General features: G+C 45.1%; 22 protein-coding genes. 17 read left to right on the top strand and 5 right to left on the bottom strand.

Going from position 1 to position 26371, the window contains the following annotated elements; all coding sequences use genetic code 11:
• Positions 1 to 43 precede the first annotated feature (43 nt).
• Complete coding sequence (locus A6049_RS08240; RefSeq protein ID WP_063564185.1) at positions 44 to 2290, bottom strand: AraC family transcriptional regulator; 2247 nt, start codon at positions 2288 to 2290, stop codon at positions 44 to 46.
• A gap of 403 nt (positions 2291 to 2693) precedes the next feature.
• Between A6049_RS08240 and A6049_RS08245 the strand changes: the two genes are divergently transcribed.
• The 3 genes from A6049_RS08245 to A6049_RS08255 all read left to right on the top strand — a co-directional run bounded on the left by A6049_RS08245 (position 2694) and on the right by A6049_RS08255 (position 6189).
• Entirely contained in the window at positions 2694 to 3599 is a 906-nt protein-coding gene (locus tag A6049_RS08245) for an ABC transporter permease (RefSeq protein ID WP_063564186.1), read from the top strand.
• A gap of 89 nt (positions 3600 to 3688) precedes the next feature.
• Entirely contained in the window at positions 3689 to 4528 is an 840-nt protein-coding gene (locus A6049_RS08250; RefSeq protein ID WP_371121667.1) for a carbohydrate ABC transporter permease, read from the top strand.
• A gap of 107 nt (positions 4529 to 4635) precedes the next feature.
• Positions 4636 to 6189, top strand: coding sequence for an extracellular solute-binding protein (locus A6049_RS08255; protein WP_063564188.1), 1554 nt, complete (start codon positions 4636 to 4638; stop codon positions 6187 to 6189).
• Positions 6190 to 6272: 83 nt separating this feature from the next.
• Here A6049_RS08255 and A6049_RS08260 read toward each other — a convergent pair whose 3' ends face one another.
• The gene (locus tag A6049_RS08260; protein ID WP_063564189.1) at positions 6273 to 7421 is read right to left on the bottom strand and encodes an MGDG synthase family glycosyltransferase; all 1149 of its coding nucleotides are present in this window, start codon (positions 7419 to 7421) and stop codon (positions 6273 to 6275) included.
• A gap of 50 nt (positions 7422 to 7471) precedes the next feature.
• Positions 7472 to 7999 (bottom strand): phosphatase PAP2 family protein, encoded by a 528-nt coding sequence (locus A6049_RS08265; protein ID WP_063564190.1) that lies wholly within the window; start codon positions 7997 to 7999, stop codon positions 7472 to 7474.
• 711 nt (positions 8000 to 8710) lie between these two features.
• Between A6049_RS08265 and A6049_RS08270 the strand changes: the two genes are divergently transcribed.
• The 9 genes from A6049_RS08270 to A6049_RS08310 all read left to right on the top strand — a co-directional run bounded on the left by A6049_RS08270 (position 8711) and on the right by A6049_RS08310 (position 17546).
• Positions 8711 to 9949 (top strand): glycosyltransferase family 2 protein, encoded by a 1239-nt coding sequence (locus tag A6049_RS08270; RefSeq protein ID WP_063564191.1) that lies wholly within the window; start codon positions 8711 to 8713, stop codon positions 9947 to 9949.
• 312 nt (positions 9950 to 10261) lie between these two features.
• Complete coding sequence (gene infC, locus A6049_RS08275; RefSeq protein ID WP_024628309.1) at positions 10262 to 10756, top strand: translation initiation factor IF-3; 495 nt, start codon at positions 10262 to 10264, stop codon at positions 10754 to 10756.
• Between the two features lie 24 nt (positions 10757 to 10780).
• Complete coding sequence (gene rpmI / locus A6049_RS08280) at positions 10781 to 10981, top strand: 50S ribosomal protein L35 (protein WP_062320217.1); 201 nt, start codon at positions 10781 to 10783, stop codon at positions 10979 to 10981.
• Positions 10982 to 11059: 78 nt separating this feature from the next.
• Entirely contained in the window at positions 11060 to 11419 is a 360-nt protein-coding gene (rplT, locus tag A6049_RS08285) for a 50S ribosomal protein L20 (RefSeq protein ID WP_017689664.1), read from the top strand.
• Between the two features lie 578 nt (positions 11420 to 11997).
• On the top strand, positions 11998 to 13038 hold the full coding sequence (locus A6049_RS08290; protein ID WP_063564192.1) for a BMP family lipoprotein: 1041 nt from the start codon (positions 11998 to 12000) through the stop codon (positions 13036 to 13038).
• 340 nt (positions 13039 to 13378) lie between these two features.
• Positions 13379 to 14917: an ABC transporter ATP-binding protein gene (locus A6049_RS08295; RefSeq protein WP_063564193.1), complete on the top strand. Its 1539-nt coding sequence runs from the start codon at positions 13379 to 13381 to the stop codon at positions 14915 to 14917.
• Entirely contained in the window at positions 14910 to 15989 is a 1080-nt protein-coding gene (locus tag A6049_RS08300; protein WP_063564194.1) for an ABC transporter permease, read from the top strand. The genes A6049_RS08295 and A6049_RS08300 overlap by 8 nt, the downstream gene beginning before the upstream one ends.
• Positions 15990 to 16952 (top strand): ABC transporter permease, encoded by a 963-nt coding sequence (locus A6049_RS08305; protein WP_063564195.1) that lies wholly within the window; start codon positions 15990 to 15992, stop codon positions 16950 to 16952.
• A 213-nt stretch (positions 16953 to 17165) separates the two neighbouring features.
• Complete coding sequence (locus A6049_RS08310) at positions 17166 to 17546, top strand: hypothetical protein (RefSeq protein ID WP_063564196.1); 381 nt, start codon at positions 17166 to 17168, stop codon at positions 17544 to 17546.
• Between the two features lie 6 nt (positions 17547 to 17552).
• Here A6049_RS08310 and A6049_RS08315 read toward each other — a convergent pair whose 3' ends face one another.
• Positions 17553 to 17996: a GNAT family N-acetyltransferase gene (locus A6049_RS08315; RefSeq protein ID WP_063564332.1), complete on the bottom strand. Its 444-nt coding sequence runs from the start codon at positions 17994 to 17996 to the stop codon at positions 17553 to 17555.
• Between the two features lie 600 nt (positions 17997 to 18596).
• Here A6049_RS08315 and ilvB point away from each other — a divergent pair.
• From ilvB to A6049_RS08335, 4 genes are all read left to right on the top strand, one after another.
• Entirely contained in the window at positions 18597 to 20348 is a 1752-nt protein-coding gene (gene ilvB / locus A6049_RS08320; RefSeq protein WP_063564197.1) for a biosynthetic-type acetolactate synthase large subunit, read from the top strand.
• On the top strand, positions 20345 to 20827 hold the full coding sequence (ilvN, locus tag A6049_RS08325) for an acetolactate synthase small subunit (RefSeq protein ID WP_024628317.1): 483 nt from the start codon (positions 20345 to 20347) through the stop codon (positions 20825 to 20827). Before ilvB ends, ilvN begins: the two co-directional genes overlap by 4 nt.
• A 303-nt stretch (positions 20828 to 21130) precedes the next feature.
• Positions 21131 to 22123, top strand: coding sequence for a ketol-acid reductoisomerase (gene ilvC, locus A6049_RS08330; RefSeq protein ID WP_024628318.1), 993 nt, complete (start codon positions 21131 to 21133; stop codon positions 22121 to 22123).
• Positions 22124 to 22246: 123 nt separating this feature from the next.
• Positions 22247 to 23788 carry a 2-isopropylmalate synthase gene (locus A6049_RS08335; protein ID WP_063564198.1) on the top strand — a complete coding sequence of 514 codons (1542 nt, stop codon included), beginning with the start codon at positions 22247 to 22249 and terminating at the stop codon, positions 23786 to 23788.
• 226 nt (positions 23789 to 24014) lie between these two features.
• Here the strand turns inward: A6049_RS08335 and A6049_RS08340 are convergent, their stop codons facing one another.
• A complete protein-coding gene (locus A6049_RS08340) occupies positions 24015 to 24995 on the bottom strand; it encodes an aldo/keto reductase (RefSeq protein ID WP_063564199.1) in 981 nt (326 codons plus the stop codon).
• A 231-nt stretch (positions 24996 to 25226) separates the two neighbouring features.
• On the opposite strand from A6049_RS08340, the gene leuB reads away from it, so the two are divergent.
• A complete protein-coding gene (gene leuB, locus A6049_RS08345) occupies positions 25227 to 26312 on the top strand; it encodes a 3-isopropylmalate dehydrogenase (RefSeq protein ID WP_024628321.1) in 1086 nt (361 codons plus the stop codon).
• Positions 26313 to 26371: the final 59 nt, after the last annotated feature.

The following is a 26371-nucleotide window of genomic DNA, read 5'->3' on the forward strand; positions in this document are numbered from 1 at the left end:
CTAAATCTCATGACGTCACTTGTGGAAGTTCGTTTTACTTCTGCTAAAGCTCCGAATGAAGCTCCTTACGTCGATAATCGTTGGGAGTAACCCCGTTGAATTTCTTAAATATCCGATAGAAATAAGAACTGTTGGTGAACCCGGTTTGCTCAGCAATATCAGCTACAGAGTTTTCCGTCTCAATGAGCAGGAATTGCGCTTTGGCTATGCGGGTCTCGTTAATAACATCGGTTAGACCTTTTAACGTTAGTTGTTTATAGAGTCTGCTGACATAGATGGGTGACATGGCTAGTTCATCTGCAATTGAGGTCAGACAAAGATTGGTGTCTGCGTAATCTCGTTCAATAATGCAGTTAATTTTGCGAATGAGTTCCTCATGTTTAAGCGTTCTTTTCTCCTCAACTTTGGATCCAAGCTCGTCAAACATGCGATAGAAGTGGGCGTGAACTTCACTGAGATCCTCGGCATCATGAATCGGAAGTATTGAACGATCGGAGATGGATTCAAGTGTAAGCTGGTTGTTCTTTTTGAGTGTGTTTCTCACATGATTCAGAGTCATGGTCAGATGGGATAGAGCCAATTGAAATACGGTAAATGGATATGTTGCCGTTTCGCTCACGATATCTGCATAGACCTGTTTCGCTTCGCCTGTTTTGCCTGTCATCAGGTAATCAATCAACTGTCTCTCTTTTCCAACAGGGAAAGCATATTCTTTGGCATGGTACGCCATGATGTCCGAGGTGTAAATCAGGCATCCAGGACCCATGAACAAACGATGAAGAGAAGCTTCTGCTGATCGAGTATAAGAAGCAATACTGTTTTCCAGTGAATCCTCCACTGGCCCGATGGTAAATGAAATGGAACATCTTAGATGTGTCATCACGGCAGCCTGCATCATGCGCAGCAGGTCCTCAATGGGGCAATGCTCATCATCAGCTTCATCTTGAACTTTATCATTAAAGATAAGTGTGATCAGATCGCTGCCCATATCCACAGCTTCGGTGTGGTAGTAAAGGTCAGCCGTTTCCGTGCAAATATTTATCATCGCGTATTTTATAAGTTGGACTTCATCCCTGTAGGTATCGCTGAAATCGGTAAAATGATCAATACGAAGCAGTACCAGTCTTGTTAGACGATGAACATCAACAGAAGAGCCGTAGAATTTCATTCTGTCCTCCAGCATGCCTCCCGTTACCGTTTCACGTCCTTGCAAAGCCCCACGCAGAAAATCCTGTCGTAATAGATGCAGACTGCCACGACGCTCCGCTTCCATCACACGCATACGGACAAGCACTTTATCAATGGGATGATATAGCTTCCGGGACACGAGGTAGGATAAGAGCACTCCCGCAATTAATAGCCCAATACAAAACAGAACGGTGTGTGTCCGCATATTACGAATATCTGAGGTGATCAGGTCATAAGGCGTTATTCTTACATAGCGCCACCCGAGGTTATCAGGAGCAGTGTAGGTAATGAGTGATTTTATTCCATCAACCTCTGCCGTAAAGTAGGCGGACTGCTCCGTGTTTTCTAGGATTGGCTGCATAAACGTTTCATTGGACAAATCTTTCATTAACGCACGATTGCTGAAATCGGACAATAACTGTCCCTGTTCATTGATAATAAACGTTTTCCCTGGCTGATCAGCTGAGTTCATATTGGGACTGAGCCAGTCGTCCTTAATATTTACGACAACAGCATAATTCAGTGTAGCATTGTCATTGATCGTGTCGTAACAGAGGTACGTATAACTGCTGACTTGGGTTTCCTCGGTGGAGCCAACTTGGTAAGTACGCGGAATGGGGACAAAAGGTTTGTAATCATGGAAACGGTCGAGGATACTTGTAATCCCTTGATCGTCTATTTCAGAGATGGATTGTTGTCCATTTCGAACCTCATTGGAGCTGATAAAGAACTCATCATTTTTGGAGTTATATACATAGATGGATTCGATAAAAGGGAGGGACATGCGATAGTTGTCGAGTTGTTCCATCGCTGACGTAATTTCATAGATACTCGGATTTGAATAGAGCAGCAGGGCAGAGATCGTGTAATCCTGATAAATCTGATAAGACAGTGATTTGGCGGTCTCGGTCATCTTGGAGACTTCCCGACTGGTCTGGGTAAGACCGTTCATATCGGTTCGGTAGACCTGCCGAAGGGCAATACGATTATAGTTGACGTACAAAATGGTAGAAGCCACAAGCAAGGTGGCAACGGTGCTAACAATAATGCCGATGAGAATCCGTGCAAACACCTTCTGGCTGTCCTCTGAACGTTTGCGCATGACCTTTCCTCCCGTGGACCTCCTGTTTTGGATGAACAAAGTTAGACTTCATAGCGAAGGATGAGAATTCATAATATGGGTGTGGTGAATCACGGATGTATTTCGAATTATATATTATGTATGCGTTTACATCAACGGTGGACAGCATGCTATGGCCGATTTCCGTAGCTAAAGTTCAACTTTCGCTTTATTGTTCACTAGGTTCAACCTATGCACGATATCAACTTTTGTGAACGCTCAGGCATTCATTTCAGTGTTCGTTCATATTGTTCATATTCTGTTTCGCAGAATCGTTCATGATCCGGCCGAATGATTCAGTATCCGGTAGCACTTAGGGCAACTACAATAAAAAACAGAGCTCCACTGCGCGCCGCGCCGTAAGAAATTCGGGAGGGATCGAGCCATGCTCAAAGAATTGAACAAAAACAAAATCATGTTTCTCATGCTGCTGCCTACACTGATCTTTTTTCTGATTAACTCGTATTTTCCGATGGTCGGCATCTATTATGCGTTTACCCGCTATGATTTTGAAGGTGGATTGTTCGGCAGCCCATTTGTGGGCCTGGAGAACTTCAAGTTTCTGTGGCAATCCGGAATGCTGCTGAAGCTGACAACCAACACGGTGGGGTACAATCTGGCCTTCATTATATTAGGAAACGGGCTAGCGATCTTCTGTGCGATTTTGCTCAGTGAAATTCGGGGAAAAGTGTTTAAGAAAATTACGCAGTCGGTCATGTTTTTACCGTATTTCATCTCGTTTGTTCTATTAAGTGTAATCGCTTACAACATGTTCAATTATGAATCCGGTTTTGTGAACACGGTACTCAAACGTTTTGAGGCGGGGCCTGTTGATATTTACAACACACCCTGGATCTGGGTGTTTCTGATCATCATTTTTTATCTGTGGAAAAATCTCGGGTACAGCATGGTCATCTACCTTGCAGCTATTACAGGGATCAGCGATGAGTATTACGAGGCAGCCCGGATTGACGGGGCCAATATCTTTCAGCGCATTTGGTACATCACCGTACCGATGCTAAAACCGACCTTTGTCATCCTGTTGTTATTCTCACTCGGGAGCATTATGAAGGGACAGTTTGATCTCTTTTACCAACTCATTGGAAATAACGGTGTCTTATATAACGCTACAGATATCATCGATACGTATGTGTATCGTTCCCTGAAAGTGACGTTTGATATCGGAATGGCTACTGCGGCTGGTCTGTATCAATCGCTGTTCGGTTTTATCCTGATCATGACTGTCAACTATATCATCCGTAAAGTGAATGAGGACTACGCCTTGTTCTAAAACGCCTATAGGCAGAAGGGAGACCTACTATGCACACGCGTACCCGAGATACGGAATTCACCTTGTTGTTTCAAATCATCGCTTACAGCATGATTCTGATTCTTTCCTTAATCTGTATCATTCCATTTCTTTTGATTTTATCCGGCTCATTCAGCAGCAACGAATCGATTGTAAGAGATGGGTATCACCTCTTTCCCACCGATTTTTCCTTGGAAGGTTACAAGATGGTGTTCAAATTTCCGACCCAGGTGCTTAAAGCTTATGGCGTGACGGTATTTACAACCGTTGTGGGTACGGCCCTTGGACTATTTCTTATTACGATGGCGGGATTTGTACTGCAACGCAAAGATTTCAAGTACCGGAACGCTTTCTCATTTTTCATCTACTTTACAACCCTCTTTGGTGGGGGATTGGTTCCTTGGTACATCATGCTTGCAAATTATTTCAATCTTACGGACACGTATACGGTGTTGATTTTTCCGGGATTGATGACGCCTTTTCTCATTATCCTGATGAAAAACTTCATTCGTTCAGCCGTTCCGGATGAGCTGATTGAGTCAGCCAAAATCGATGGTGCGAATGATTTCCGCATTTACTTTAGCGTAGTACTGAAACTGGCGATGCCCGGCATTGCCACTGTAGGGTTATTTCTGGCACTGGGATACTGGAATGACTGGTTCACATCATCCTTGTTCATTAACAACCCGGATATGTACCAGCTGCAATTCTATTTGTATAACACCATGAACACGATTACCTTCATTGACCAGATGGCGATTGGTACCGGCATAACTCTTAGCCAGGATGTACCTACCGAATCGACCAAAATGGCGATGGCTATTGTGGTTACTGGACCCATTTTGTTCCTGTATCCATTTGTGCAGCGGTACTTTGTCAAGGGTCTTACCATTGGTGCGGTGAAAGGTTAGAACGTGCACGCGCTGTGGGTGCAGATGGCGGGATAGCTGTCTATCCGTCTGCGTCTGAATCATGGCGAGTCTGCGCTAACATATAAGGTTGACCACAAAAAGGGAGGATGCGTATGCGTAACAAAACAATTCGGCACCTGTCTATGGTACTTGCCCTGATATTGTTTGCCGGGGTGCTTGCCGCATGTAATAACGGTTCGGGGGGATCTGCGCAAGGAAGTGAGCAGGGAGGTTCTTCTGAGAACAAAGGGGAGAAGGTAACACTGCAATTCTACATGCTTGGTGATGCCCCCAAGGATCTGCCTGTGATTGAGTCGGAAATCAACAAGCTGGCTGAGGCTGATCTGAACGTCAATGTGAAATTTAACTATACCTCCTGGACAGACTGGGACCAAAAATACAAATTGCTGCTGTCTTCCGGTCAACCGATTGATCTGATTTTTACCGCGGATTGGACGTTCTATCAGTCCTATGCGAAAAAAGGAGCGTTCCTGCCTCTGGATGAATTACTGCCTAAGGCAGCACCAACGCTCAAAGCTTATGTACCTGATGACATGTGGAACGCGGTAAAAGTCAATGACAAGATCTATACTGTACCATCGACATGGACTGAATATGTTACTGAGGGTATTGCGTACCGTGAGGATTTGCGTGAGAAGTACAATCTGCCCAAACCGGAATCTCTGGAGACACTCGAAGCCTATCTGGAGGGTATCAAAGCCAATGAACCGAATATGATTCCAATCGCGGATAGCAATGCGAACCATACCCATGGTATTCGACAATTGACATCCAAGCTGGTGAATACGGCAGGTCAGCTCCCTTATGGTCTGGACATCATGTATGACACACCATCCAATATCACTTCCTATTGGGGGTCTGCACAGCATCTGGAGGACCTGAAAACGTACAAACGCTGGATGGACAAAGGCTTTTTTCCGAAAAACGTGCTGAATGTAAAGGATACGTCCAACTCATTGCTGCAAAATGGCAAATCGGCTGTTGTACTGTCGGGTGAGAACCCGAACAAATTTAATGCGGATGTGATCAAGGTCCAGTCCACTCACCCGGATTGGAAGCTCGGTTATTTCCCTTACCCGAATGCCAAAGGGTTTGCACAACCAGTTCACCCGATCCACAATGGTTTTGCAATTCCGCGCAGCAGCAAAAACCCGGAGAAAGCACTTGCATTCTATGAAAAACTGGTTACCGACAAACGTTACAACTGGCTTACCGAATATGGTGTGGAAGGCAAGAACTTTGAAGTTCAAGACGGTTATTATAAAATGGTGGGCGATGCCCAGACCAATGGATTTCCGCGCGAAGGCATGAATGGTTGGGCTTGGCGTAATCCGGAATTCATGCTCTATGATAAGAGCTTTGATGACGTACTGGCTATTTTCAAAGAGCTGGACAAAATGAAAAAGCCGGATATCTTTACTGGATTTGCTGAGGATTGGACGCCATACCAAGCTGAGAAAGCAGCACTGGAGCAGGTAGAGAAGCAGTATCTCTATCCGTTAAATGTGGGATTGGTGGAGGATGTAGAAGCGGGTCTGAATACATTTATGGAAAAAGCCAAACAGGCAGGCCTTGAGAAGATTCAGACCGAGTATACCAAGCAGTGGCAGGATTACTTGAAGTCGGCTGGTATTCAATAGTTTGTACTATTCTTCATATTAAAAAAAGGTGCCTTCGATTCGAAGGCACCTTTGCTGTGTACATGCAGGCTTGTTTGAAGCCGTTACAGTCTGGCTTGGTCTGCCGAGTAGGGACGCAGATCCAGAAGGTCGATAATACTTTGTGCGCTTTGCATTGGGTGATACTTGGCAATCTGTGCCATGTGGCGTTTGCGTTTGCGAACAATGTCAGGGTAGTTATGAAGCAGTTTATTCATCCATTTCACAACAACATCAAGGGAAGTAATGGGCTCCCCCAAACCTCGTGCGGTGAAATACTGAACATTTTCTTCTTCCTGACCCGGTATGGGATTATGGAACAGCATGGGGATTCCCTTTGCCAACCCTTCACTGCATGTCATTCCACCCGGCTTGGTGATCAGGAGATCAGATACTTCCATTAATTTGTCCACTTCATTGGTGTACCCGATGATATGGATATTATCTTTTTTATACAACGGATTTTGTTCCATGCTGATTCGGCTTTTGTCATTGCGGCCAAGGCAGAAAATAATCTGAACATCCTCATGCCAGCGTGTCAATAATTGGTTAACTACTTCATCACTAAGCATTCCCCAACCACCGCCCATCACAAGCACAGTAGGCATGTTCTTCAAATTGAATTTTCCTCGGATCTCGTCCCGCCCGGGATGTTCCCAGAAGTTGGGGTGGATCGGAATGCCGGTAACGCGAATTTTGTCTAAAGATACACCCCGCAGCATTAATTTGGACTTTACCTCATCTGTAGAAACAAGATACAGATCCACTTCAGGGCTAATCCACGTCCCGTGCGCGTCATAATCGGTAATGACTGTACAAAGTGGAACCTGCACACCCAGACGTTTCAGTCTGGATATGACAGCACTGGGAATAGGGTGGGTGCATACAATAACATTCGGACGAAGCTGACGGACAATACTGCGTGTATGGGTATAAAACAGTTTATGCAACGCGAGTGTAGTCAGCCGGTTCAAGGATTTTTTATATTGGTGCCTGTATACATACCCGATGAGCTTGGGCTGGTTAATGACCGTTTTTTTGTACGCTGTAATGATGAGTGGCGCAACTCTGGGGTTCAGAAAACTCCCCAACTCAAGCACTTTGGTTTGCACATTCGGCGAAAGTTTTCGCAAACTGCTGGACAGCGCATAAGCGGCTTGAGTATGACCAGCGCCAAAGCCTTCAGATAATAGTAATACTCTTTTTTTCTCCACGCTTGCTTCACCTGTTCCTGCTAGGTTTTCCTTAGTCTAACATATTCACATTATGTCCATAAAGCAACAGTTGCAAGTGCGACTAAAGTACCGATCGTAGCACCTGCGAGAACATCTGAGGGATAGTGTAATCCCAGGTAAATTCGTGAAAATCCGACAATTAATGCAACAGGGAGTAGCAACAGCAACAGGAACGGCTCCATCGTCATAAAAGGGACCGTAACCGAGAATACGGCAGTAGTATGCCCTGAAGGGAACGAATGGTCCGTCAGGGGATTGCGGAACGTAATCGTATCCGGTAGGGCCAGGTAAGGCCGAATGCGCGGATACAGTTTTTTGGCGATTGCTACGGGAATGTGGCTAACCGCTAGAGCGATGCATGCCTGAAGTCCTGTTGTACTCCAAGGAGCGGGAGCCAGCAGCCAGATTAGTAAGGATACTGCAATAGAAGAAGTTGCTCCGCCCAGATGGGTGAAATAATACAGCCAAAAGTTCATAAATCGATTATGAAGTCGACCATTAATCCACATAAATACATTTCGATCATACTCTTGAAACTTTACGAATAAACGGCTCATATTGGCCTCCTGCCAGTCAGGCCCCATGTTGGCGGCAGTATTTCCGGTAAATTGCTGTGTCCGGTTTCGTCCTGAATAGTATATAACCGTTTTTTCGTGAACTTGAGGTTATTTCAGGTATATGTTTATCATATTTTTAAATGTTGTCCTTTTCAAGAAGAACACATGTGAAGAAGGTAAAATTCATGTTAAAGAGTGGATATACACCCAACTTAACTTTTTGACTCGGACTATCTAAAAAAGATACAATGATTCAACATGGCTGAAATGCGGTTAAAAAAATGTAAGTTTAAGACTGAACTTTTTGAGGTCTGTTTACGTTATTTGATATAGAGCCTCTGTCGATATGTATCAGCCTGATGAAAAAAGCAGGGACTTTAGAAATAAAAATCAAGTAAACGGCTGAAAATAAGATATAACAGGCATGAATGCGAGGTTGGAGTATCACGAGGTGCCTATTCAGCGTTTAAAGTTCACATTTCTGCTTCAGGAAGTGGAATTGCGGTTTTGACAAATGGCTGAAAAGAATACAAAATCGATAAAGCAGCCAACTGGCATCAACCATGCTTGAAACATTGTCTGAAATATTTACGTAGTAAACAAAAGAACAGGGTCATATTCTGCGCATCACAAAAAAATAAAAGTGCAGAATCCAGGAAGAGAAACATTTAAAGTAATCTGGTTTTGAAAAAAAGGGGGTAACAGAGAACGATGTTGGACGCTATATTCGTCACGATGCAGGTCCTTCTGGCACTGCTAGCCGTGTACCAATTCACGTTTTCGCTGTTCGGTCTGATTAAGAAAAAGAAAAAGAAACATTATCCGGCGACAAAATCATTCGCTGTACTCGTCGCAGCACACAATGAGGAACAAGTTATTGGTGCTTTGATGGAGAACTTGAAACAACTGGATTACCCGGAAGATCTGTACGATGTGTTTGTCATTTGTGACAACTGTACGGATGGAACGGCTCAAATTGTAAGACAGCATGGATTAAATGCTTGTGTACGTACGAATGCTGATCTCAGAGGTAAAGGGTATGCCATTGAATGGATGCTTAAATACTTGTGGAAATTGCCACGTCAGTATGACGCAGTTGTCATGTTTGACGCGGATAACCTGGTTGACCGTAACTTCTTGCTTGAGATGAATGACGACTTGTGCAATGGTTCGCGTGTAATTCAAGGATACATTGATACCAAGAATCCGGAGGATTCCTGGATCACTGCAGCATATGGTGTATCTTACTGGTACATCAACCGTCTGTGGCAGTTGTCCCGTCATAATTTGAATATGGCGAATTTCCTCGGAGGTACTGGAATGTGCTTCGAGACCAACCTGCTCAAGGAAATTGGCTGGGGCGCTACAAGTCTGGTTGAGGATTTGGAGTTTACGATGCGCAGTGTTCAGCGTAATGTATATCCTGTCTTTAACTATGATGCCAAAGTATTTGATGAGAAGCCGTTAACCTTTAAAGCTTCAGCAAGACAACGTCTTCGCTGGATGCAAGGTCACTTTACGGTTGCGCGTAGATATTTCTTCCCGCTGCTGTGGCAGAGTATCAAGGAAAGAAGCTTGGTGAAGTTTGACCTTGCTGTGTATGGAGCAAACGTGTACGTTGTTTTACTTACGTTCCTGATGACTGCTGTCCTGTGGGTGGATACAGCGATATTCAGTGGTCCACATATCGCAAACATATACGGATACTTCCCGCTTTGGGTAGGGTTCGTAGCGATTGGTCTGAATGTCCTGACATTCTTGTTGTCCATGGCGCTGGAAAAGGTTACTTTTGCCAAAGTGTATCTGTACCTGATCTTGTTCCCGATTTACCTTCTTTCATGGTATCCAATTACGTTCTACGCGTTCTTCACGCAGAACAACAAACAATGGAGCCATACTCAACATACACGTGTTGTACGTTTGGATGAGGTGCAGAGTAAGCAGGGATAATGAATGATTGACTTGGATGAAAGCATGTCTGTAAAAAAAATATTGTAGAGACGTTGACAATAGTTTTGCAGGATGTTATAGTATTCAAGTGCGTTAAATGAATAGCTATGGAATCACAAGTAGAAGTCCGACTTCTCACCTGATCAACAAACATGTTGGCTGGTCAACGATCCCAATAATTTATGAAGTGTTTACTCATGAAGAATTGTGTTGATTACAGGGATGTCGGTAGCTTAACCGGCATCCCTTTTATTTTTGTGTAACAGGATATTCAAAATGACCTGGAGGTGGACGGTTATTAGTAAAGATCACATGATTAATGATGAGATTCGGGCGAAGGAAGTACGCCTTGTCGGAGCTGAAGGAGAACAAATTGGGATCACGCCGATTCGGGAAGCACTGCAAATGGCGATTGACCTGAACTTGGACCTGGTCAATGTGGCACCACAGGCTAAACCGCCGGTATGCCGCATCATGGACTATGGCAAATTCCGCTATGAGCAACAAAAGAAAGACAAAGAAGCCCGTAAGAACCAGAAAATTGTTGACATTAAAGAAGTATGGTTCCGTTCCAATATTGAGGAGCATGATTATCAAACGAAGCTTCGTAATGTAGTTAAGTTCTTGAAAGAAGGCGACAAGGTAAAATGTTCCGTTCGTTACCGCGGACGTGAAATTGCGCATGCCGCCATTGGTCAACGGATTTTGGAACGCGTTAAGGTGGAGGTTGCAGAACTTTGCACCATCGAACGTCAACCAAAATTGGAAGGCCGCAGTATGATCATGATTCTGGCTCCTAAAGCCTGATAACATTGGAGGAGGAAACACAAAATGCCTAAAATGAAAACACACAGCAGTTTGAAAGGACGCTTCAAAATTACCGGTTCCGGTAAAGTCCTGCGTTACAAAGCTCACAAAAACCACTTGCTTTCCCACAAATCAAAACGTGCTAAGCGCGTTCTGAACGGCAACCCAGTAATGGCTGCCGGGGACGTAAGACGTTTGAAACAAGGTCTGGCTAACTTGAAATAGTAAATCCGTATGGGGGATCGGCTTAGGCCGTACACATACCACGGATACATTTAATATTTATTGGGAGGTTCTTTTAATATGGCAAGAGTAAAAGGCGGTTTTGTAGTACGTCGTCGTCATAAAAAGGTTTTGAAACTGGCAAGAGGTTATTTCGGTTCCAAACACCGTATTTTTAAAACAGCTAACGAGCAAGTAATGAAATCCCTGGTATACGCATACCGTGACCGTCGCAACACAAAACGTAACTTCCGCAGACTGTGGATCGTTCGTATCAATGCTGCAGCACGTATGAATGGTTTGTCTTACAACAAACTGATCCATGGATTGAAACTTGCTGGTGTAGACATGAACCGCAAAATGTTGGCTGATCTGGCCGTTAACGACATCAATGCGTTCAACTCTTTGGCTACTGTAGCTAAAGGCAAAATCAACGCTTAAAATTGTTTATGCAAGCCGCCGTACCTATGGCGGCTTTTTTTACGGCTTAAAGATTGATCTACTCCAAAGAGTCTGGTTATGCGCGACGAATATGCTGCAATCTGTAAGGGCACAATGAAAGCATATAACGGGTGAATAACAGGCTGTGATAATACATAAAATACGAACGGTGAAATAATGCAAACAAAAACAGGTGATTTCCACATCCTTCTAGGGAGTGTGATACGTTTTTGTTATATAACATCACATCGTTGTAACGTTAGTGTGTTAAATCGTTAAATTATTAAGCGCTTTCAATAAAAAAAGAGCAAAAATAAGTGAGATTTGGTGATGAAACATCTGGATTTTACCACGGGTTGAATGTATAATCACCTCTAGTAGGCTAGTCCTAAAATTTTCTCTTCAAGTCATAATGTTCGGTTTTTCGACAGGTGACACAATTGTTTAGTGGTAAGAATGCGCTTTTAATGTCGAAGAAACCATACATTCTGCATAAAAGCCATATTATCGATCTGTTGATCCGTTCCATTTTGGCCTGGACAGGAATTAGGTATATATCATTAAGGGGGAACAGAGAAATGAAAAAGATGCTCAGCTTGTCTTTGGTCATGTTGCTGGCAGTATCGGTTATGCTCGCAGGTTGCGGTAGCAAACCGAAAGAGGAAACAAATGCCGGAGGAACTACAGGTGGCGAAAACACTGAAGCTAAATCCGATTTGAAAATCGGTATGGTTACTGACGTAGGTGGAGTTAACGACAAATCGTTTAACCAATCCGCTTGGGAAGCTCTGCAAGCAACTGAAACTGAAACAGGTGTAGCTGTTAAATACCTGCAAAGTAAATCCGATGAAGAGTACATTCCAAACCTGAACGAGTTCGTTAAAGGTGGATATGATCTGACTTGGGGTATCGGTTTCCAATTGGCTGATGCGATCAAGACTGTAGCTGAACAAAATCCTGATTCCAAACTCGCGATCATCGACAGTGTTGTTGATGCTCCTAACGTTAAATCAGTAACATTTGCTGAAGAAGAAGGTTCTTACTTGGTAGGTGTTGTAGCTGGTCTGACAACTAAATCGAACAAAATTGGTTTTGTTGGCGGTATGGAAAGCCCACTGATCAAAAAGTTTGAAGTAGGTTTCAGAGAAGGCGTTAAAGCGGTTAATCCTAATGCTGAATTCATTTCCAACTACACAGGTGCATTTGATAAGCCTGACCTTGGTAAAGCAGCAGCAGCTACACTTTACAACAAAGGCGTAGATATCATTTTCCACGCTTCCGGTGCTACAGGTAATGGTGTGTTCAACGAAGCAATCGCTCGTAAGAAACAAGGTCAAGACGTTTGGGTTATCGGTGTAGATAAAGACCAATCCCTGGAGTTTGGTGATGAAGTAACACTGACTTCCATGATCAAAAAAGTTGACGAAGCTGTTAAGCGCGTAAACCAAGAAATCATCGATGGAACATTCAAAGGCGGAGCTGAGAACCTGACTTTGAAAGAAAACGGTGTAGGTATCGCTGACACTTCTACGAAAAATGTTTCTGCTGATACACTTGCAAAAGTGGACGAGTACAAAGAAAAAATCATCAACGGCGAAATCAAAGTTCCTACAGAGTAATCTGATTCTGCTGTGAAAATGAATAATCATCGAGGCCGGTCTTGACCGGCCTTATGATTGTCAGAGTAGGAAAATTTGCTCAGGTCATCATAACAATTGTACAAGCTATGTAGTATGTGCTTGGGCATTAGCCACGGCAAAAGAAAGAAGTCTTCGTATCAACGCTCCGGTAGGAGCTTTTCTTAAGATTATGGAATGCAGAAGTTTCGCTGAAACTGAAGGATTCGATAATCCCAAGAAAAAGTACCGCTGAAATGCGGTCATCTTCCTTGAATAAACGTCGTTAGACGTTTTTCTTACGTTTGCGGAACCACACTATATCAGGTATAAGGGTGATTACATGGGTGCAGCAACCCCCGTCGTTGAGTTGAAACAAATCACGAAGCGTTTCCCAGGCATTGTTGCCAACGACGCCATCAGCCTTCAGCTTCGTAAAGGCGAGATCCATGCTCTACTGGGCGAAAACGGCGCTGGTAAATCAACGTTGATGAATATTGTCTTTGGTCTCTATCAGCCGGATGAAGGTTCCATTGAAGTGAATGGCAAGCCTGTCATCATCGATAGCCCTAACAAAGCAATCGATCTTGGCATCGGCATGGTGCATCAGCACTTTAAGCTTGTACAGCCGTTCACGGTAACAGAGAACATTATTTTGGGATCTGAACCAAGGAAAGGTCTCAACATTAATTATAAAAAAGCTGCTGCTGAAGTGCAGCGTCTGTCTGAACAGTATGGACTCAAAGTGAATCCGCATGCCAAAATTCATGATATTTCTGTCGGAATGCAGCAACGTGTTGAAATTGTAAAAACGTTGTATCGTGGTGCAGACATTCTTATTTTTGACGAGCCTACTGCTGTATTAACACCTCAGGAAATCAAAGAACTGATGGTAATCATGAAAAAATTAGTGGCCGAAGGCAAGTCCATTATTCTGATTACACACAAACTGAAAGAAATCATGGAAATCTCCGATACGGTGACAATTATTCGCCGTGGTAAAGTGATTGATTCAGTTATAACATCAGAAACGAATCCAAATGAGTTGGCAGAAAAAATGGTTGGTCGCAATGTCACATTTAAAGTGGACAAAAAGCCGGCTACACCAGGAAACAATGTGCTTGAAGTTAGCAAATTGACCGCCAAAAACAAAGAAGGCATTTCGGTTCTGAACGAACTCAACCTGAATGTACGTTCAGGAGAGATTGTAGGAATCGCAGGTGTCGATGGTAATGGACAGAGCGAACTGATTGAGGCTCTTACCGGACTGCGTAAAGTAGATAGCGGTTCGATTCGCCTTGAGGGTAAAGAACTGTCTAATCATTCTCCGCGCCATATTTCGGAGTCGGGTGTAGCCCATATTCCGGAAGACCGGCACAAGCATGGACTTGTCCTTGATTTTTCTGTGAGTGAAAATATTGTTCTGGAATCGTATTATAAGTCTCCTTATACGCGTAAAGGATTCCTTAACTTCGATGCGATCAAGAAGCAAGCGAAGCGTCTTGTCGAGGCATTTGATGTGCGTACACCAAGCATTGAAACAAAGGCCCGCTCCTTATCGGGAGGGAACCAACAGAAAGCCATTATCGCACGTGAGGTTGATAAAAATCCTGAACTGCTTATTGCTGCCCAGCCAACTCGTGGTCTGGACGTAGGTGCTATTGAGTTTGTTCAAAAACAATTGATTGCACAACGTGATCAGGGCAAAGCGGTATTGCTGATCTCATTCGAGCTGGATGAAATTATCAACGTATCCGACCGAATTGCTGTCATCTATGAAGGACAGATCGTGGGCGAGGTGCTGCCGGAAGAAACCAATGACAGGGAGCTCGGCTTGATGATGGCGGGCAGCACCCAAAAGAGAGGTACTGTGCATGAATAACGTATTAAAATGGTTTACCCGTGATTCATTTATATTACCTATTGTAGCCATCATTATGGGTCTGATCCTGGGTGGTATTGTCATGCTGATCGGCGGATACAACCCGATTGAAGCGTACAGTGCATTGTTTACGAAGGTTTTCGGAGACATGTACAACTTTGGTGAAGCAGTCCGAGAAATGACACCACTGATTATGACAGGACTTGCATTTGCATTTGCGGCACGTGCAGGACTGTTTAATATCGGGGGCGAAGGACAATTTCTCGTCGGTATGACTGCGGCGACTTTTGTAGGCGTGAAGTTTGCAGGTCTGCCAATCTACATTCATGCTCCACTGGCTTTGATTGCTGGTGCAGTATTTGGTGGTCTGTGGGCAGCTATTGCCGGTTATCTGAAAGCAGCGCGTGGGGTTAACGAAGTTATCAGTAGTATCATGCTGAACTGGATTGGTCTGTATCTGGCCAACCTGATCGTGCGCCAATTCCTGCTGTTAAAAGGTGAAAATCGTTCGGTGGATATCAGTGATAGCGCATCGATTAGTCTGACATGGCTTTCTGAGCTGATGGGCAACTCCCGTGTTCACATGGGAACATTGATTGCTCTTGTCATGGCTGTACTCTTTTATATTTACATGTGGAAAACCAAACAAGGGTACGAGATTCGTGCCGTAGGATATAACCCGAATGCGGCAGAGTATGCGGGTATGCATGTCAATCGCAATATCGTTAAAGCTATGTTTATCAGTGGTATGCTTGCAGGTCTTGGCGGTGCATTCCAGGTACTCGGGGTGTTCCAATATCAAACCGTTATGTCGGGCTCGCCAGGTACAGGTTTTGACGGAATCGCGGTTGCACTGATTGGTTTGAATCATCCGTTTGGTGTGTTGCTGGGTGCTTTGTTATTCGGTACGCTCACTTATGGATCTGCGGGAATGAGCTTTGCTGCGGATGTACCGCCCGAGATTATTCGGATTGTTATCGGTTCGATTATCTTCTTCATTGCGGCACAAGGCATCGTGCGCTGGGTACTTAAACCGTTCTATTCCAAGCGCAAGAAAGAGAAGGTGTTGTAGATGGACTTGTTGACAATTGGGCAAATTATCAATACGACGCTTGTCTTTGCCACGGCATTGATTTTTGCATCCCTGGGCGGGATTTTCTCGGAAAAATCCGGTGTGACCAACCTTGGACTTGAAGGTTTCATGGTATTTGGTGCGTTTGCTGCAGGGATTGCTGCGCATTATGCACAAGAAGCTGGCATGGGAGGAACGACGTCTGCCTGGATGGGGATTTTGTTCGCGGTTGTGTTGGGTGTAGTGGTTTCACTGATCCACGCAGTTGCCTCCATTACGTTTAAGGCTGACCAAATTATCAGCGGTATCGTCATTAACTTTCTGGCAGCAGGAAGCACACTTTATCTGGTAAAGCTGCTGTTTGAAGGATCAGGCGATTCACCATTGGTACAAGGATTCAGCAAGTTTGATGTGCCACTGTTAAAGGATATTCCTTTGCTTGGGGAAGCTTTTTTCAAGAATGTGTACCCGACAACATATCTGGCTATTCTGTTCGTCTTCCTGACGTATTACATTATGTACAAAACTCCATTCGGTCTTCGTCTTCGCTCGGTTGGTGAACATCCAAGTGCTGCGGATACCGTAGGTGTTAAAGTGCGTCGTTACCGTTATGTTGCCGTGATGATCAGTGGTGCGCTGGCTGCTATTGGTGGAGCTGCAATCACGCTGACTACGACAGGTACATTCTCTCATAATACCGTTTCCGGCCAAGGTTACATTGCGATTGCAGCGATGATCTTTGGTAAGTGGAATCCGATTGGTGCCTTTGGGGCGGCTGTGTTCTTTGGTTTCTCGCAAGCTATCCGGAACTATGTACAGTTGTTCGAATGGTCTCAAAGTATTCCCCAGGAAATTATTTATATGCTTCCTTACCTGCTCACCATCATCGTGCTCGTTGCGGCTGTTGGACGCTCTTCTGCTCCGTCTGCACTCGGGGAACCGTATGATCCGGGGAAAAGGTAACAACCGAAATTATGTTTCCCACATAATGCTTTACTAGAAAAGGTTCGCCTCGTGCGAACCTTTTTTTGTTTCACAAAGATAAATAACAGGTCATCAGCTTTCTTAACTGTTATAGAGAAAGACACCCATATTTTCATTTAGGGACAAAGAAACAGGCGAAGCCGGCCCTGGACGAATACACTGTTTTGAACGATCCGAGGAGGAGGGGATAGTATGAAACAACATGTTACGCGTGATGAAGCGATGAAATTAATAGGCAAAAATATTGTCGCGATCAAAAAAGACGGTACTCGGGTGACCGGAAGACTGTTGAAAGTATCGGGCAATAAATTAGTGCTGAAACGTGCAGTTGGCAAAAAAGTACACACCAAAGCTATTTTGCCATTGGTATTATTTGATTTACTCGCTGTCGCAACGCTGCCTTATGCTTACGGCTCTGGCCCTGGATTCGGCTATGGTCCAGGTGGTGGACCAGGATTTGGCCCGGGGCCAAAACCAGGCCCAGGGTATGGACCTGGTTTTGGTGGTGGATATGGACCAGGGCCAGGACCGGGATATGGACCCTATGGACCACGGCCACCAGGCTTTTTCTAGACCGATTTATAATGTTTTTTCCAACTCGTAACAGCGGCTTAACATAATGTATCGAATGGTGATATATCCATTTTTCTGGTAAAATCGAAGACCTTTTGTGTTGCCTTCGTCAACCATCACTTTGGATCTTTTGCAACCACGAGATGCTGCAAAATTCTCGGCTTTGAGCAGCAAGGTCTGACCGTATTTCTTTCGCTGTTCTTTTGTAGCAACAGCCATCATATCCACATACAGCAGTTCGCCGTGCATGAGAAAATGGATGAATGCGACAGCTTCGTTGTCAGGATTCGATGAGACAACAAAGGTCATGCCCCTGTTCATTCGCAGGGGTATTTCTTTGCGTATTTTATTGATTTCAATTTCACTCATATGAGATAGAGGAACAAGTTGAGAGTCAATCAGCCTCATTATGGCGGCATCATCCAGCTTGGATTTACGTTGCCGAATCACCATCGGAAGCCTCCTTTCAGGACCAGTCGTGCTGCTCGTATATCCTATGCCTGAGGCAAGTTGAAAGGTGACTGAATGAAGCATTGGGATTGGGGTAACGTTAAAGATGGAGAATGAAGGATTAGGGACGTTCTGAATTTTTATACAAAAGGGGTATTGACTTATCGGTTAGAGGAATCATATAATGTTCCTAACATTTAACGAGAATATTTCATCGGCTATGAAGAGGACGAAGTTTTAAGGGCTCTTTTGCTCAGAGAGTGGCTGGAATTGCTGAAACCACCACCATTACCCCTTATATACGAGCTCACCTCGGAGCTGTTTTCCTGAAAAGCATTGGATGTCACTCCATTGGGTATTAGGGAAAATCGTATGTCTGCGTTACAGACAACAGGTATGGAGAACGGGTATATCCGTTTGATCTATCGTTTTTTGTACCTGGTAAGGTCCGTTATTGCGAAATTTCGGACAAAGTTGGGTGGTACCACGGAAGCAACAACCTTTCGTCCCTCGCAAGCATAAACTTGTTTGCAGGGATGGAAGGTTTTTTTTGTAACTTTAAATGTCAGAATGATGTAAATTCTGAGAGGAGGATGACTGATGGGAGCTCAAATTCCAGAAGTACGATCGACAGATGAATTACGTGAAAAATGGATGAAGCCGGAGGTCATTAGCGGTTCCGAAATTCTGCTGAGAAGCTTGTTGCTGGAAGGTGTAGAGTGTGTTTTTGGTTACCCGGGCGGCGCAGTGTTGTACATTTACGATGCGATGTATGGTTTCGAGGATTTCAAGCACGTGTTAACCCGTCACGAACAAGGCGCCATTCATGCAGCTGACGGATATGCACGGGCGAGCGGAAAAGTGGGTGTCTGTATCGCTACCTCCGGACCTGGAGCAACGAATCTAGTTACGGGTATTGCAACAGCGTATATGGATTCCGTACCACTCGTAGTCATTACGGGAAATGTAATTTCCAGCCTGATCGGCTCAGATGCTTTCCAGGAAGCGGACATCACCGGAATCACAATGCCAATTACCAAACACAGTTACCTGGTAAAAGACGTAGAAGATCTGCCACGTGTCATTCATGAGGCATTCCATATTGCGAATACAGGTCGTAAAGGTCCCGTATTGATCGACATTCCGAAGGATGTATCGGCAAACAAAACGTTGTTTGAACCGGTGACTGAACCTGTTACATTGAGAGGGTACAACCCACGGACAGTACCGAACAAACTTCAGGTTGATCGTCTGGCTCAGGCGATTCAGGAAGCGGAACGTCCGATGATTCTGGCAGGCGGCGGTGTAGTTTACTCCGGTGGACACGAAGCACTGTTCGAATTTGTGGAGAAGACAGGCATTCCAATCACGACAACACTTCTCGGACTTGGAGCATTCCCGAGTGGTCACGAATTGTGGACCGGGATGCCGGGTATGCACGGAACATACACTTCCAATCAGGCGATTCAAAAATCGGATTTGCTCATCAACATCGGCGCACGCTTCGATGACAGGGTAACAGGCAAGCTGGATGGATTCGCTCCACATGCCAAAATTGTGCACATTGATATTGATCCGGCTGAAATCGGCAAAAACATCGCAACCGACATTCCAATCGTTGGTGATGTGAAAACGGTTCTCGAAATAGCGAACAAAGAGGTTCAACGTGCTGAACGTGCGGATGCTTGGAGAGATCAGATCAAACAATGGAAACAAGAGAAACCTTATAGCTACACAGATTCAGATGAAGTATTAAAACCGCAATGGGTTGTGGAAATGCTCAATGATACAACCAAAGGCGAAGCAATCGTGACTACGGACGTTGGACAGCATCAAATGTGGGCAGCCCAATATTACAAATTCAACCAACCGCGTTCATGGGTAACCTCTGGTGGACTAGGAACGATGGGTTTTGGATTCCCTTCTGCAATTGGCGCTCAAATGGCCAATCCAGACAGGCTCGTGATTTCCATCAATGGTGACGGCGGCATGCAGATGTGTTCTCAAGAACTCGCAATTTGTGCCATTAACAACATCCCGGTGAAAATTGTTATTATCAACAATCAGGTCCTTGGAATGGTACGTCAGTGGCAAGAGATCATCTATGAGAACCGTTACAGTCATATCGATCTGGCAGGCAGCCCTGATTTTGTAAAACTTGCTGAAGCTTATGGCGTAAAAGGATTGCGTGCAACCAACAAGGAAGAAGCCGAGCGTGCTTGGCAAGAAGCCCTGGATACACCAGGACCGGTCGTTGTTGAATTCGTAGTACGCAAGGAAGAAAACGTATATCCAATGGTTCCGCAAGGAGCGACAATCGATCAAATGCTGATGGGGGATGCTGAGGAATGATAAGACATACGATTTCGATATTGGTCAACGATCAGCCTGGCGTCCTGCAGCGGGTATCAGGGTTGTTCGGTCGACGGGGATTCAACATTGAGAGCATCACAGTAGGTCAATCCGAGGAACCGGGTTTGTCCCGGATGGTCATTGTGACGATCGGTGATGACAAAACGTTGGAACAGATTGAAAAGCAACTCTACAAAATCATCGATGTCATCAAAGTGGTTGATTTCAGTCTGAAACCGATGGTTGCCCGTGAACTTGCATTGATCAAGGTAAAGGCAGAGCCATCTGAACGTCCAGAAATTCTGGGTGTGGTGGAGACATTCCGTGCATCTGTTGTAGATGTTGGTCCAGGCAGCCTGATTGTACAGGTGGTCGGGGATACAGATAAAATTGATGCGATGATTGAATTGCTTAAGCCATACGGCATTCGTGAACTGTCACGTACAGGCATAACTGCATTGGTACGAGGCAACGTTTAAGCAATTATATTGAGAAAAAAAGCATGGTCTGATGCTTATCAACGGAACGACAATAGTGTGTTAGCAGCATTAAGCTGAGAAATACCGTTCATCTTAGATGAGGTGCCAGTCCCGTACAAGTTGCAATTTAACATTTTAGTGATGTAACGCTTGACTATATAGCCACACACCCGCATTAATGGGCGGGTGTCTGAACGGATCGGATCAGACCAGAGACGCTAAAGCAGACAAAGCGTGCCGGTCCCTTGAGACACCCGCTCATTAATGAAGGGTTCTTTACAATACAAAGGAGGACTTATAAACATGCCAGTAACTACTTATTATGAACAGGATGCAGAGCTTAGCGTATTGAAAGGAAAAACGATTGCGGTCATCGGTTACGGTAGCCAGGGCCATGCCCAAGCTCAAAACCTGCGTGACAGTGGATTGAACGTAGTCATCGGACTTCGTGAAGGTAAATCTTTTGACACTGCAAAAAATGACGGATTTGAAGTTCTGTCCCCGGCTGAAGCTACTAGCCGTGCAGACGTAGTTCAAATTTTGCTGCCTGACGAAACACAAGCTTCTGTATACAAAAACGAAATCGAACCAAACCTGAAAAAAGGCGCTGCATTGCTCTTCTCCCACGGTTTCAATGTTCATTTCGGTCAAATCGTTGCTCCAAAAGACAGCGATGTATTGCTGGTAGCTCCTAAGTCCCCTGGTCACATGGTACGTCGTACCTACGTGGAAGGATTCGGTGTACCGGGCCTAATCGCAATTGAGCAAGATGCAACAGGTAAAGCAAAAGATATCGGTTTGGCTTATGCTAAAGGTATCGGTTGCACGCGTGCAGGGGTTATCGAAACTTCCTTCCGTGAAGAAACAGAAACAGACCTGTTCGGTGAGCAAGCTGTTCTGTGTGGTGGTGTAAGCGCCCTGGTAAAAGCTGGATTTGAAACATTGACAGAAGCGGGTTACGCTCCTGAAATGGCATACTTCGAGTGTCTGCACGAATTGAAATTGATCGTTGACCTGATGTATGAAGGTGGACTTGCAAGCATGCGTGATTCCATCAGTAACACAGCTGAGTACGGTGACTATGTAACTGGACCTCGCGTAGTAACTGAAGATACGAAGAAAGCAATGAAAGAAGTTCTGACAGATATCCAACAAGGTAAATTTGCACGTGACTTCATCCTGGAAAACCAATCCGGTCGTGCATTCCTGACAGCAACTCGTCGCAATGAAGCTGAACACCCAATCGAAGTGGTTGGCGGACAATTGCGTGAGATGATGCACTGGATCAAGAAGTAAGCATTCGTTTTAAGGTAATCTAGTAAACTTACAGCTTTAACCGGGAATAGCGGCCGTGCATATGCGTGTGCCGCTATTACTGGTTTAGAGGAACATAAAATACAAGTCTAGGAGGTGCGAGGCGTGCGTAAAATCTATGTATTTGACACAACGCTGCGTGATGGAGAACAATCCCCGGGGGTCAATCTGAATACTCGTGAAAAGGTGGAAATTGCGCACCAGCTCGAGCGGCTTGGTATTGACCGGATGGAAGCCGGTTTCCCCGCGGCCTCTCCAGGCGATTTGGCGGCAGTTAATGCAGTAGCCAAAGCGGTCAAAAACGTTACCGTCATTGGCTTGTCCCGCTCCAGAGAGCAGGATATCGATGCGGTGAAAGAGGCATTGAAAGGCGCTCAAGACCCGTGTATCCATATCTTTTTGGCAACTTCACCTATTCACCGTCAGCATAAATTGCGGATGGACAGAGCTCAGGTTCTCGATACAGCTCGTTCCGCAATTCGTTATGCGAAGAAAACTTTTTCGAAGCTTGAATTCTCGTTGGAGGACGCAGGTCGTACCGAGTATGATTTCCTCGTTGAGATGGTAAATATGGCAGTGGAAGAAGGGGCAGCTGTTGTAAATATCCCGGATACGGTGGGCTATCTGAGCCCATATGAGTACGGTAATATTTTCAAACATCTTAAGGAAAACGTACACAACATTGATAAAGTGCAGCTGAGTGCACACTGTCATAATGATCTGGGGATGGCAACTGCCAACACGCTTGCAGCCATCCTGAATGGAGCCGATCAAATTGAGGGCACCATTAACGGCATTGGTGAACGTGCAGGTAATACCGCGATTGAAGAGATTGCCATGGCACTGGAGACACGTCAGGAATTTTTCCAGGCGAGAACTTCGCTGCAACTTTCTGAAATTGCTCGGACCAGCCGCCTCGTGAGTCGTTTGACGGGTATGGTTGTGCCTGGAAATAAAGCGATTGTTGGTGCGAATGCGTTTGCACACGAATCCGGAATTCACCAAGATGGCATGCTGAAAGAGAAAACAACATACGAAATTATGACGCCAGAGACCATCGGTCTGAAGGAAAGTAAGCTCGTACTGGGTAAACACTCGGGACGTCATGCCTTCCGTGAGCGCTTGATTGAGTTGGGTTATGAACTGGAAGATGAAGCATTGAACCGTGCTTTTGCCCAATTCAAAGATCTGGCTGATAAGAAAAAAGAAGTGACAGATGAGGATTTGCTGGCGGTCATCGAAGAGAAATTGCAGGATGCACCTGAGGTGTTTAAACTGGAATCCATCTTTGTGACGTATGGTGATGAATCTACTCCAACGGCTAAAGTTCGTATTGCTACACTTGATGGTGATACGGTGGAACAACAAGCAGAAGGAAATGGTTCGGTAGATGCCATCTATAATGCAATTGACCAAGTGAGCGGGGAAGAGGTCACGCTATCCGACTACTCGATAAAATCGGTTACACATGGTAAGGACGCATTGGGTGAGGTACACGTCGTACTTACTCAAAACCAAATATCTGTACAAGGACGTGGCGTAAGCACCGATATTCTGGGTGCCAGTGCACGTGCTTATGTCGATGGATTGAACAAGTTGATCGAAAAACGCAAGACTTACACGAATCGCGTTAATGTGAACCTTTAACACATCATTTGCAGCAAGCAAAGCTCTTCATTGGACTGGAATTCGTCTGGCTGGAGAAGCTGAGATGGAGTCCCCAGCCCTAAGTATTGTAGTTCAGTGAGGTACATAAAAAGTCTGACCCTCAACATTTGAAGGTCAGACTTTTTTGTTGTTACGTATAGGATAATTGCATTATTATTTAGAGCATTTTTATTGAAAAGACGCACTCAGTTAAGCTGATAAGCTTTTACCAAGCATAAGCGTTTGGAGCTTGTCCTCCCGGACCTGGGAAGATTTCATCCAAACGTTTGAGGACCGCTTCTTCCAAAGGTACATCCAAACATTTAAGCGCAGTTTCAAACTGCTCCAGCGTACGAGGCCCAATAATGGGTGCGGTAACTGCTGGATTGGCGGCAACCCAAGCCAAAGCTATGGTATCCTGTGGTTCGCCGAGTTCGCGGCAAAGTGCTGCGAATTGTTCCAACTGAGTTTGATGGGATTCAATCCGTTCAGCAATGCCTCCACTGCGTGTACCTTCCAGCTTCTGGAGGGCATTGCGTCCAAGTAAACCACCATCAAGCGGACTCCATGGAATAACGCCAAGGCCCAGTTCTTTCGCTGCGGGCAGCACTTCGAGCTCAGGCAAACGGCAGTTAAGACTGTATTTATGCTGCTCGGATACAAGACCGAGGAAATGGCGATTTTTGGCCTCGCTTTGGGCAACGGCAATCTGCCAACCAGCAAAGTTACTTGAACCTACATAACCAATTTTGCCTTGATGAACAGCGTTCTCAAATGCGCCCCAAAGCTCGTCCCACGAGATGGCAGGATCAACATGGTGCATCTGGTACAATTCAACATGATCGGTTTGCAGGCGGCGGAGGGAACCTTCCAGATGCCGTCTGATTTTGTAAGCGGAGAGACCTGCATCATTGTTTGGACCGTCTGTATCGTCGTGCATAGAGCCATAGACTTTGGTCGCAAGAACAACTTTTTCACGTCTGCCGCCGCCCTGTTTAAACCAGCGCCCAATGATTTCTTCGGTGAGACCCGAATTTTCGCCCCAGCCGTAAATGTTAGCGGTATCAAAAAAGTTCACACCAGCATCGAGTGCCGCATCCATGATACGGAATGCCTCTTTTTCGTCTGTAGCAGGACCAAAGTTCATCGTGCCGAGACAGATCCGGCTGACTTTAAGACCTGATTTTCCCAAGTACGTGTATTGCATGATTGCAATCCCTCCTGAGTTACCTGAATTTGTCTTCAGGCTTTATTTTAACTCAGTCAGAGGTACAGAACAACCAATCTTAAACCACTTATAGGTAAAAACTATTAAAGTCATAGATTGTATATCTTGGTCAAATGACCTCTGAATATGATACAAAGGAGAGAGTTAAAAATGACACGTTAATTATTGAAGTGAATAACCGAATGAATGGATATAAGGAGTGGACAACCCATGGCAGACGTGAAAAAAATTGCAGTTATCGCAGGTGACGGAATTGGTCCTGAAGTTGTAGCAGAGGCAGAGAAAGTTCTCAAACGTACGGAGGAAGTGTTCGGATACCGTTTTGAGACAGAGCATGCGCTGTTTGGTGGAATCGCTATTGATGAGAAAGGTACGCCGCTTCCTGAAGAAACACTGACAGTATGTAAGAGTGCAGATGCTGTGCTGCTCGGAGCCGTTGGTGGCCCAAAATGGGACAACAACAGCAAGGAATTGCGTCCGGAAACAGGCTTGCTCGGCATTCGCAAAGCGCTCGGATTGTTCTCAAATCTGCGTCCGGCAGTGGTATTTGATTGCTTGAAGGATGCTTCCACCTTGAAACCGGAAGTGCTGGAAGGTACGGATCTGATGGTCGTGCGTGAGTTGACCGGGGGAATCTACTTTGGTGAAAAGTTCAGACGTGAAGGTGCACAAGGCGAAGAAGCAGTGGATACATGCGTATATAATGTAACTGAAGTGGAGCGCATCGTTCGTCAGGCTTTTGTAATTGCCCAAGGACGTAGCAAAAGATTGGCTTCGGTAGATAAAGCTAACGTGCTGGAAACTTCCCGTCTTTGGAGAGAAGTCGTTAACCGTGTAGCACCGGAATATCCGGATGTTGAAGTGGAACATGTGCTTGTAGACAACTGTGCAATGCAGTTGCTGCGTCGTCCATCCAGCTTTGACGTTATTGTGACTGAAAATATGTTCGGAGATATCCTTAGTGATGAAGCAGCGATGCTGACAGGTTCGATCGGCATGCTGGCATCTGCATCGCTGGGTGAAGGCAGCTTTGGTCTGTATGAGCCAGTACACGGTTCAGCACCAGATATCGCAGGTCAAGGACTGGCGAACCCGATCGCAACGATCCTTTCGCTGGCATTGATGTTCCGTACAACCTTTGGTTATGCAGAAGGTGCTGATGCAATTGAAGCAGCTGTGTCTGATGTACTAAATGCGGGACATCGTACAAGCGATATCGCTGTAGACAAGAGCAAAGCGATCAGCACGACGGAAATGGGCGATCTGATTGTCGCGGCAATTCAGAAACAGGCTTAATAATAGTAAGAACAGTACAGCCCTTTGCTCCGATCCGGAATTGCAGAGGGCTGTATCTT

Origin of the sequence: Paenibacillus sp. O199 (genome assembly GCF_001636635.1) — a bacterium.
Classification (GTDB): Bacteria; Bacillota; Bacilli; order Paenibacillales; family Paenibacillaceae; genus Paenibacillus; species Paenibacillus marchantiae.

Coding starts and splice junctions, on each gene's coding strand:
- A6049_RS08250 (WP_371121667.1), top strand. CDS start 3,689: ATGATTCTGATTCTTTCCTTAATCTGTATCATTCCATTTCTTTTGATT.
- infC (WP_024628309.1), top strand. CDS start 10,262: ATGATTAATGATGAGATTCGGGCGAAGGAAGTACGCCTTGTCGGAGCT.
- A6049_RS08310 (WP_063564196.1), top strand. CDS start 17,166: ATGAAACAACATGTTACGCGTGATGAAGCGATGAAATTAATAGGCAAA.
- rpmI (WP_062320217.1), top strand. CDS start 10,781: ATGCCTAAAATGAAAACACACAGCAGTTTGAAAGGACGCTTCAAAATT.
- A6049_RS08255 (WP_063564188.1), top strand. CDS start 4,636: ATGCGTATGCGTAACAAAACAATTCGGCACCTGTCTATGGTACTTGCC.
- A6049_RS08340 (WP_063564199.1), bottom strand. CDS start 24,995: ATGCAATACACGTACTTGGGAAAATCAGGTCTTAAAGTCAGCCGGATC.
- leuB (WP_024628321.1), top strand. CDS start 25,227: ATGGCAGACGTGAAAAAAATTGCAGTTATCGCAGGTGACGGAATTGGT.
- rplT (WP_017689664.1), top strand. CDS start 11,060: ATGGCAAGAGTAAAAGGCGGTTTTGTAGTACGTCGTCGTCATAAAAAG.
- ilvB (WP_063564197.1), top strand. CDS start 18,597: ATGGGAGCTCAAATTCCAGAAGTACGATCGACAGATGAATTACGTGAA.
- A6049_RS08245 (WP_063564186.1), top strand. CDS start 2,694: ATGCTCAAAGAATTGAACAAAAACAAAATCATGTTTCTCATGCTGCTG.
- ilvN (WP_024628317.1), top strand. CDS start 20,345: ATGATAAGACATACGATTTCGATATTGGTCAACGATCAGCCTGGCGTC.
- A6049_RS08270 (WP_063564191.1), top strand. CDS start 8,711: ATGTTGGACGCTATATTCGTCACGATGCAGGTCCTTCTGGCACTGCTA.
- A6049_RS08265 (WP_063564190.1), bottom strand. CDS start 7,999: ATGAGCCGTTTATTCGTAAAGTTTCAAGAGTATGATCGAAATGTATTT.
- A6049_RS08240 (WP_063564185.1), bottom strand. CDS start 2,290: ATGCGCAAACGTTCAGAGGACAGCCAGAAGGTGTTTGCACGGATTCTC.
- ilvC (WP_024628318.1), top strand. CDS start 21,131: ATGCCAGTAACTACTTATTATGAACAGGATGCAGAGCTTAGCGTATTG.
- A6049_RS08290 (WP_063564192.1), top strand. CDS start 11,998: ATGAAAAAGATGCTCAGCTTGTCTTTGGTCATGTTGCTGGCAGTATCG.
- A6049_RS08300 (WP_063564194.1), top strand. CDS start 14,910: ATGAATAACGTATTAAAATGGTTTACCCGTGATTCATTTATATTACCT.
- A6049_RS08295 (WP_063564193.1), top strand. CDS start 13,379: ATGGGTGCAGCAACCCCCGTCGTTGAGTTGAAACAAATCACGAAGCGT.
- A6049_RS08305 (WP_063564195.1), top strand. CDS start 15,990: ATGGACTTGTTGACAATTGGGCAAATTATCAATACGACGCTTGTCTTT.